We start from the raw sequence: 8449 nt of genomic DNA, 5'->3' as shown, positions 1-8449 counted from the left end.
TGCCACCGGCGGACACGACCTGGACGGCGCCAGGACCCGGCGGCCAAGGGTCCGCATGATCCGGCCGCTCGACGTCTTCGTCCCCGACGGAGACGAAGCCAGACGCTGGGCGGAGGAGGAGCTCTCGAATCCGCGCTACGCCGAGGCGAAGCCGACCTGGTTCGACCTCCTCGCGCGTGAGATCGGCCGCTTCATCGCAGACCTGTTCAGTCCCGAGAACGGCGGGAACATCGGCCCGAGCGCGCTCATCGTCGTGAGCATCGTGATCGTCGCCGCGCTCATCGCGGCTCTCATCATCTGGGGTCGTCCGCGGGGGGCGAAGGTCGTCCGCCGTCCGCAGGGCGGGCTCCTCGGCGCCGAGGACGATCGCACCGCCGCGCAGCTGAGGGCCGATGCCGAGCGCAGCGCACGCGCCGGCGACTGGGATGCCGCGACGATCCAGCGCTTCCGCGCCCTGGCACGCGGCCTGCTGGAGCGGGATCTCATCGATCCGGCGCCAGGCGCGACCGCGCAGTCGATCGCGCGGGAGGTCGCCGCCGTCTTCCCCGCGGAGAGCGCACACGTCCGCTCCGCCGCGGTGTCGTTCGATGACGTCAGGTACCTCCGTCACCCGTCGACCTCAGAGCGCTATGCGGAGCTCGCGGCGACCGATGATCGTCTCGCCGCGCTGCGCCCCGAGATCGCCGCACCGCACCCCGAGGCGGTGACCGGATGACCGTGATCGACGACGCGACAGCGGAGACGCCCCCGGCATCCGCCGCAGCATCCACCGCAGTGCGCACCCCGCGCGGACCGCTCCTGCGGTCCCTCGCCGGCTGGGGCTTCCTTGTGGCCCTCGTGCTGGCGGGAGTGTTCGTCGTCATCCAGGTGACCGCCCGGGCGCCGGGTGCGCACGGCGCGCTGGACCCGGAGGGGACAGGCGATTCCGGTGCGATGGCGATGGCCGAGATCCTCCGCGATCGTGGCGTCGAGGTCTCCGTGTTCCGCTCGCGCGCCGAGGCCCGCGCGGCGATCGGCGACGACACGACGCTCGTGATGGCCAACCCGTACACGCTCACCGACGAAGGGCTCACGGAGCTGATCGAGCCGGCGCAGCGCGTCGTGTTCCTCTCCTCGAGCACGCATCTGCTGAACCTCCTGGAGATCGGCGACTCCGCAGCGGGCAGCTCGGCGGCCGTGGACGCGGGGTGCGAGATCCCCGAGTTCGCCGATGTCGGCACGATTCGCCCTGACCGGCTCTTCACACCGGGCGACGGCGTCGAAGGGTGCTTCGGCGGCGACGGCACTGCGGCCGTGCTCGTCGACGAGGGTGACGGCATCCGCCGCTCCGTGGTCGAGGGCGACCGGCTCTTCAGCAACGCCTACCTCACGGAGAACGGCAACGCGGCGCTCGGACTCGCCCTGCTCGGCCAGACCGACGAGGTGGTCTGGTACGTGCCGACCTACGGCGACTCGGACATCGAGGGCGAGATGCCGGATACTCTCGGCTCGCTGACGCCCGGCTGGGTGACGCCGGCCATCCTGCTCCTGATGCTCGCCGGTGCCGCCGCGGCGCTGTGGCGCGGGCGCCGCTTCGGGCCGCTGGTGGCCGAGACGCTGCCGGTCACCGTGCGCGCGTCCGAGACCATGCACGGGCGCGCCCGGCTGACCGCGAAGGCCGCGGATGCCGCGCACGCCGCCGATGCCCTGCGCGACGGGAGCAGGCGCAGGCTCGCCCGGCGACTCGGCCTTGCCGTGCACGCGGGCCCGGAGGAGATCGCGGATGCCGCGGCCGATCGGCTTCGCATCCCCCGAGGTTCCCTCCAGTCGCTGCTGGGCGGCCCCCTCCCCGGCGACGACCAGGGTCTGATCACCCTCGCCCGCCGGCTGAGCGAGCTCGAGTCCGCCATCGACGAATCGACCCGCGACATGGGGAGACCCGAATGACGCCATCCGCTCCCCCGTCCATCCCATCCGAACGGAAGCCGAGGACCACTCGTGACCGCTGAGAACTTCAACGACGCCGACCTGCGTCAGGCCATGCACCGAGTGCGTACGGAGGTCGACAAGGCCGTGGTCGGACAGGCGGGGACCGTCACCGGCCTGCTCGTGAGCCTGCTCGCTCGCGGCCACGTGCTGCTCGAGGGCGTCCCCGGCGTCGCGAAGACCCTCGTCGTGCGCTCCTTCGCGCGGGCGCTGGGCCTCGACACGAAGCGCGTGCAGTTCACGCCGGATCTGATGCCAGGCGATGTCACCGGGTCACTGGTGTACGACGCCCGCTCCGGCGAGTTCGACTTCCGCGCGGGCCCCGTGTTCACGAACATCCTGCTCGCGGACGAGATCAACCGCACGCCGCCGAAGACCCAGGCCGCTCTCCTCGAGGCGATGGAGGAGCGTCAGGTCTCGGCCGACGGCGTCAGCCGCCCGCTGCCCGATCCGTTCCTGGTGGCAGCGACCCAGAACCCGATCGAGCACGAGGGCACTTACTCGCTGCCCGAGGCGCAGCTCGACCGGTTCCTGATGAAACTCGTGGTCGGGATGCCGGAACGCGACGCCGAGGTCTCGGTGCTCCGCAGGCACGCCGCCGGGTTCTCGCCGCGTGAGCTGACCGGCGTGGAGGCGGCCGTCAGCGCGGACGAGATCCGCGCGGCGCAGGAGGCGGCCGGACGTGTCGAGGTCACCGACGACGTGCTCGGATACGTCGTGGACCTCGCGCGCGCGACGCGCCAGTCCCCCTCGGTCGAGCTCGGCGCGAGCCCCCGCGCCTCCACCGGGCTGCTCGCCGCCGCCAAGGCGTGGGCCTGGCTGAACGCCTCGTCCGCCGTGACACCTGACCACGTGCAGACCATGCTCGTGCCCGTGTGGCGGCACCGGCTGCAGCTGCGCCCCGACGCCCAGATGGAAGGCGTGTCCGCGGATGCGGTGCTGACCTCGGTCGTCCAGCAGACCAGGGTGCCGATCTAGGTGTTCGTCACCGGCCGTCTCCCGCTCGTCGTCGCGCTCGGCGTCGTCCCGCTCGTCCTCACAGGGCTCGCGGGCTTTCCGCCGTATGCCGCACTCGGCATGTGGATGGGACTCTGCATCCTGCTGGCAGCGGTCGACGTCCTGCTGGCGCCGAGCCCGCGGGCTGTGGGCGTCACCAGGAAGGTGCCGGCGCGGGCGCGGCTGGGCGAGCCGGTGCCGGTGAGCGTGGCGCTGCACAACCAGGGCCCGCGCACGCTGCACGCCCTGATCCGCGACGCCTGGCAGCCGACGGCGGGAGCCGGCGAGGAACGGCAGCGGCTGAGCGTGCCGCCCGGTGAGCGGCGCCGGGTCGCGATCCCGCTGCTCCCCCGGCGACGAGGGGAGCTCGTCAGCGAGTTCGTGATGATCCGCTCTCGCGGCCCGCTCGGTCTCGCCGGCCGTCAGGCCCGGCACACCGTCCGCGGGGCGATCAGGGTCCTCCCCGCGTTCTCCTCCCGCAAGCACCTCCCCTCGCGCCTGGCGCGACTGCGGGAGCTCGACGGGAACACCAGCATCCAGGTGCGCGGGCAGGGCACCGAGTTCGACTCGCTCCGGGAGTACGTCCGCGGCGACGACGTCCGCTCGATCGACTGGCGGGCCACCGCCCGTGCCGGGACCACGATGCTGCGCACCTGGCGACCCGAGCGCGACCGGCACGTCGTGATCATCATCGACACGGGGCGCACGGCCGCCGCGCGCGTCGGCGACGGAACCAGGGTCGACGCCGCGCTCGAGGCGTCACTGCTGCTGGCCGCCCTGGCCGCCAGGGCGGGCGACCACGTGCACCTGCTGATGTACGACCGCGTGGTGCGGGCGAGGGTGACCGGGGTCGAGGGCGCGGCGCTGCTGTCGGCGCTGACCGACGCGATGGCGCCGGTGCACGCGCGCCTCGTCGACACCGACTGGCACGGCGCGTTCGCGGCCGTGCGCACGCTCACCACACGCCCTTCGCTGATCGTCGTGCTCACGGCGCAGGACGCGGCGGAGTCCGCACGCGGCTTCCTCGGCGCCTTCCCCGACGCGTCGAGGGCCACGTCGATCCTCGTCGGATCGGTGACGGACGACGGCATCGCGGCGCTGGCTCGGCAGCGCGGCTCTCGCGAGGATGTCTATCTCGCCGCCGCCGCCGAGCGCACCATGCGCGACGCCGAGAGCGTGGCGGACGCGATCCGGCGCGCGGGCGGCGAGGCGATCGCAGCCGACCCGGAGTCCCTCCCGCCTCGGATCGCCGACCGCTACCTCGAGCTCAAGGCCGCCGGCCGCCTCTGAGCCCTCACATTCCTTTCCCCGAGACCCCCTGCTCTCGCCGAGACCCCCTGCTCTCGCCGAGACCCCCCGCTGGTGACGACGGCAGGGTGGCGTGACGACGGCAGGGTGGGGTCTCGGCGGGTGAGTTGAGGGAGGGCAGGAGGGCGGGTCAGCCGGCGACGAGCCTCGGAGTGCCGGCCTCGTACTCCACGAGATCACCGGTCTCTCCCCGCCGGTGGGCACGGCCGCCCACAACGAGCATGTAGATCAGGAAGACGGCCAGCGCCGCTCCTCCGATGCCGATCTTGACCGGCCACGGCAGAGCCCAGCCCGTGACGAAGCCCTCGACGAGACCCGCGAGGAACAGCGCGAACACGAGTCCGATCGCCACCGTCGCGAGCGCCCTGCCCTCGATCGCGAGCGATTCGGCACGGGAGCGGTGCCCCGGCGACACCCACGACCAGAACAGGTGCAGCCCGCCGGCACCCGCGACGAAGATGCTCGTCATCTCGAGCATGCCGTGCGGAAGGATGTAGAGGATCATGACGTCGGCGCGTCCGTGCGCGGCCATCACAGCCCCTGCGACGCCGAGGCCCATCGCGTTCTGCACCAGCACGTTGACCGGCCACAGCCCGGTGATCCCGAACAGGACGCACTGCAGCGCGATCCACGCGTTGTTCGTCCACACCATGCCCATGAACACGGCCGCAGGGTTCTCCGTGTAGTACCCCGTGAAGCTCTCGTCGGCGTACTGCTCGAGCAGATCGGGCGGGCCGAGCGTCGCGATCAGCGCGGGGTCGGACGAGATCCAGGCGGCGGTCCCGACGGCGATCGCGATGAACGCGATCGCGATGATCAGCGTGGTCCAGCGCAGCCGGTAGAGCGCCGCCGGCAGCTGCCGGGAGAAGAAGCGCGCCGTCTGGGTGAGGATGTTGTCGGATGCTCCGGTCAGGCGCAGGCGCGCCCTGACCAGGATGGTGGACAGATACGCCCCCTGGGGCGACTCCCCCACCGACGTCTTCAGGTCGGCGAGATCCGCGGAGGCCGCACGGTACCGCACGATGAGCTCATCGACGCCGGTGCCGTCCAGGCGGGCGCGGCTGAGTTCCTCGAGCCGCTCCCACTCGGCCCGGCGTGCATCAGTCAGCGCATCGGCATCCACCTGATTTACTGTACTCATGTCCGCCCCGCTCGATATGTCCGACGAGGTCCTCTCCGGCGAAGCCGTCGCGATCGACGTGCAGCCGGTCGGCTTCCTGCTCCGCGCCGTCGGGGCGATCATCGACATGCTGCTGGGCTATGCGGTCTTCATCCTCTGGATCTTCGTGCGGATCTGGCTCGGCGATGCCGGCATCCTCGATGAGGCCACCGACCGCATCGCGATCGTGACCTCGATCGTGGTGAGCTTCGTGGTGCTGCCGATCACGATGGAGGTCGTCCTCAAGGGGCGCAGCCTCGGCAAGCTCGCGATCGGCGGACGCATCGTCCGCGTCGACGGCGGGGCCGCCGGGTTCCGGCACGCATTCATCCGCGGGCTCATCGGCGTCCTCGAGATCTACATGACGTTCGGCGGGATCGCCGTGCTCGCCGGCGCGTTCAACGCCCGCTCGCAGCGCCTGGGCGACATGGTCGCCGGCACCTACAGCCAGCGGGTGCGCACGCCGAAGCTCATCCCCAGTGCGCCGGTGCTGCCGCCCGCCCTCGCCGGCTGGGCGCAGATCGCCGACGTCGCACGGCTGCCTGACCGGCTCGCCCGGCGCATCTCCCAGTTCCTGCAGAGCGCGCCGCGAATGGTGCCGGCGGCGCGGGCCAGGGTCGCGCAGGAGCTGCTCGCCGACGCCTCGCCGTTCGTGTCTCCGATCCCGCCGGCTCCGCCGGAGATGGTGCTCGTCGGCATGACCGTGCTGCGCCGGGAGCGCGAGCGCAGAGCGCTGCAGAACGCCGATGCCAGGACGGAGCGGCTCACCGGACGCCGGGTCGGCGTCTGAGCCGCCGCCGCGTCAGTACCGGTAGTGCTCGAGCTTGTACGGGCCGTCGACCGGCACGCCGATGTACGACGCCTGATCGTCCGTGAGCTCGGTGAGCCGCACGCCGAGCGCGTCCAGGTGCAGGCGGGCGACCTTCTCGTCCAGCGCCTTCGGCAGCGTGTAGACGCCGGTCGGGTACGCCTCGATGTTCGTGAAGAGCTCGAGCTGCGCGAGCACCTGGTTCGTGAAGGACGCGCTCATCACGAACGACGGGTGGCCGGTCGCGTTGCCGAGATTCATCAGCCGGCCTTCGCTCAGCACCAGGACGCTGCGCCCGTTCGGGAGGCGCCACTCGTGGACCTGCGGCTTGATCTCCACCTTCTCGGCGCCGTCCAGCGACTCCAGGCCCGCCATGTCGATCTCGTTGTCGAAGTGCCCCACGTTCGCGACGATCGCGAGGTGCTTGAGGGCGAGCAGATGCGCGGTCGTGACCACGTCGCGGTTCCCGGTGCCGGTGACGACGATGTCGACGTCGCCCGCCACATCGACGAGCCGCGCGACCTGGAAGCCGTCCATCGCGGCCTGCAGTGCGCAGATCGGGTCGACCTCGCTGACGATGACACGCGCGCCCTGACCCCTGAGGGCTTCGGCTGCGCCCTTGCCGACGTCGCCGTAGCCGCACACGAAGGCGACCTTGCCGCCCATGAGGACGTCGGTCGCGCGGTTCAGGCCGTCCGGCAGCGAGTGGCGGATGCCGTACTTGTTGTCGAACTTGCTCTTGGTGACCGAGTCGTTGACATTGATCGCGGGGAAAAGGAGGTCGCCGGATGCCGCGAGCTCGTAGAGCCGGTGCACGCCGGTGGTGGTCTCCTCGGTGACGCCGATGAGAGCGGCCGCGAGCTTCGTCCACCGGTCGGGGGACGCAGCGAGCGAGCGGCGCAGCACATCGAGGATGACGGTGTACTCGTGCGCGTCGGATGCCGCGGCATCCGGCACCGCGCCCGCCTTCTCGAACTCGACGCCCTTGTGCACCAGGAGCGTGGCGTCTCCGCCGTCGTCGAGGATGAGGTTCGGACCGTCCGCCCCGGCCGACGACCAGTCGAAGATGCGCTCGGTGCAGTCCCAGTACTCCTCGAGCGACTCGCCCTTCCAGGCGAACACCGGCACTCCAGACGGAGCATCCACCGTGCCGTGCGGGCCGATCACGACCGCGGCGGCCGCCTCGTCCTGCGTGGAGAAGATGTTGCAGCTGGCCCAGCGCACCTCGGCGCCGAGGGCGGTGAGCGTCTCGATGAGAACCGCCGTCTGCACGGTCATGTGCAGCGAGCCCGCGATCCGCGCGCCCTTCAGCGGCTGCGCGGCGCCGAACTCCTCGCGAAGGGCCATGAGCCCCGGCATCTCGTTCTCGGCGAGGCGCAGCTGGTGACGACCGGATTCGGCGAGGGACAGGTCGGCGACGCGGAACTCGAGCTCAGGCATCCCCCCATTCTTCCATCTGCGCCGGGCCGGCCTGCGCAGATGTCGGGATGCTCAGGCCCGAAGGGCCTCATGCCGCACGACGAGCCACCCGGCCGGCACCGAGAGCCGGTCAGCGTGCGGCGCGCACAGGTCGTGCGCGTGCGGGTGATGCGCGAGCCCCAGTGGGCCGAGCGCTGCCATCTGATCGCCGTAGTCGTAGGTGAGCGTCGCCACGGCTTCGCGCGCGCAGCCCACCTTCGAGCAGAGTCTTCCGTCCATCTCCGTCAGGCTACGACCGCGCGGCGGACGAGGACGGATGCCGCGCCGCGCAGGCCCGCACCCGCACCCGCACCGCCTAGACTTTCGACATGCCTCGTCGACGTGCCACCAGCGCAGACCAGCCGCGCCGCGGCGCGCGTCACGGACGCCACGGGCGCCTCGGCCGGAGCGAGGTCGTGCGTCCGCCCCTCGCGCCGCTGGAGGGCCGCATCGACCGGTTCGACCTGACCGTCGGCACGGCCGTGGAGTTCCTCCGCGGCACCTGGCCCGAGTTGCAGGAGGTACGGTTCGAGATCGGCGCGATGCCGGCATCCGAAGCCACCGAAGAGGTGCCGCGCTGGTATCTGGATCGTCAGAACCGGCGGATCGTGCTGTTCCGCCTGCCGATCGAGCGGATGCTGCCGCCAGGGCACGACGACGGCACTCACCGGCGGATGGCGATCGAGAGCGCGGTGTTCCGCGCCGCCGCGGAGTACGTCGGCCGCGAGCCGTGGGATCTCGGCCACGATCACTGA

The 8449-nt window shown here is 71.6% G+C and carries 9 protein-coding genes; 6 read left to right on the top strand and 3 right to left on the bottom strand.

Annotated elements, in window-relative coordinates; translation table 11 throughout:
• From IPV10_RS02430 to IPV10_RS02415, 4 genes are all read left to right on the top strand, one after another.
• Positions 1-715: DUF4129 domain-containing protein (locus IPV10_RS02430; protein ID WP_207480003.1), on the top strand; the 715-nt coding region annotated here is incomplete at its 5' end.
• Positions 712-1926, top strand: coding sequence for a DUF4350 domain-containing protein (locus IPV10_RS02425; protein ID WP_207480001.1), 1215 nt, complete (start codon positions 712-714; stop codon positions 1924-1926). The genes IPV10_RS02430 and IPV10_RS02425, both read left to right, overlap by 4 nt.
• Positions 1927-2019: 93 nt before the next feature.
• Positions 2020-2943, top strand: a complete 924-nt coding sequence (locus IPV10_RS02420; protein WP_242684577.1) for a MoxR family ATPase — start codon at positions 2020-2022, stop codon at positions 2941-2943.
• Complete coding sequence (locus IPV10_RS02415; protein WP_207479997.1) at positions 2944-4251, top strand: DUF58 domain-containing protein; 1308 nt, start codon at positions 2944-2946, stop codon at positions 4249-4251. It begins immediately after the preceding gene.
• Positions 4252-4399: 148 nt separating this feature from the next.
• Here the strand turns inward: IPV10_RS02415 and IPV10_RS02410 are convergent, their stop codons facing one another.
• Positions 4400-5392: a stage II sporulation protein M gene (locus IPV10_RS02410; protein ID WP_207480044.1), complete on the bottom strand. Its 993-nt coding sequence runs from the start codon at positions 5390-5392 to the stop codon at positions 4400-4402.
• 16 nt (positions 5393-5408) lie between these two features.
• Between IPV10_RS02410 and IPV10_RS02405 the strand changes: the two genes are divergently transcribed.
• Complete coding sequence (locus IPV10_RS02405; protein WP_207479995.1) at positions 5409-6218, top strand: RDD family protein; 810 nt, start codon at positions 5409-5411, stop codon at positions 6216-6218.
• 12 nt (positions 6219-6230) lie between these two features.
• On the opposite strand, the gene ahcY is transcribed toward IPV10_RS02405, so the two are convergent.
• Positions 6231-7676 (bottom strand): adenosylhomocysteinase, encoded by a 1446-nt coding sequence (gene ahcY, locus IPV10_RS02400; RefSeq protein ID WP_207479993.1) that lies wholly within the window; start codon positions 7674-7676, stop codon positions 6231-6233.
• A 51-nt stretch (positions 7677-7727) separates the two neighbouring features.
• A complete protein-coding gene (locus IPV10_RS02395; protein ID WP_207479991.1) occupies positions 7728-7934 on the bottom strand; it encodes a DUF3499 family protein in 207 nt (68 codons plus the stop codon).
• An 89-nt stretch (positions 7935-8023) separates the two neighbouring features.
• On the opposite strand from IPV10_RS02395, the gene IPV10_RS02390 reads away from it, so the two are divergent.
• Entirely contained in the window at positions 8024-8449 is a 426-nt protein-coding gene (locus tag IPV10_RS02390) for a hypothetical protein (RefSeq protein ID WP_242684530.1), read from the top strand.

The sequence above is a fragment of the Microbacterium sp. SD291 genome (genome assembly GCF_017355365.1).
Lineage (GTDB): Bacteria > Actinomycetota > Actinomycetes > Actinomycetales > Microbacteriaceae > Microbacterium.
The sequence above is the reverse complement of the archived record's forward strand: the minus strand, read 5'-3'. Positions and strand labels throughout refer to the sequence as shown.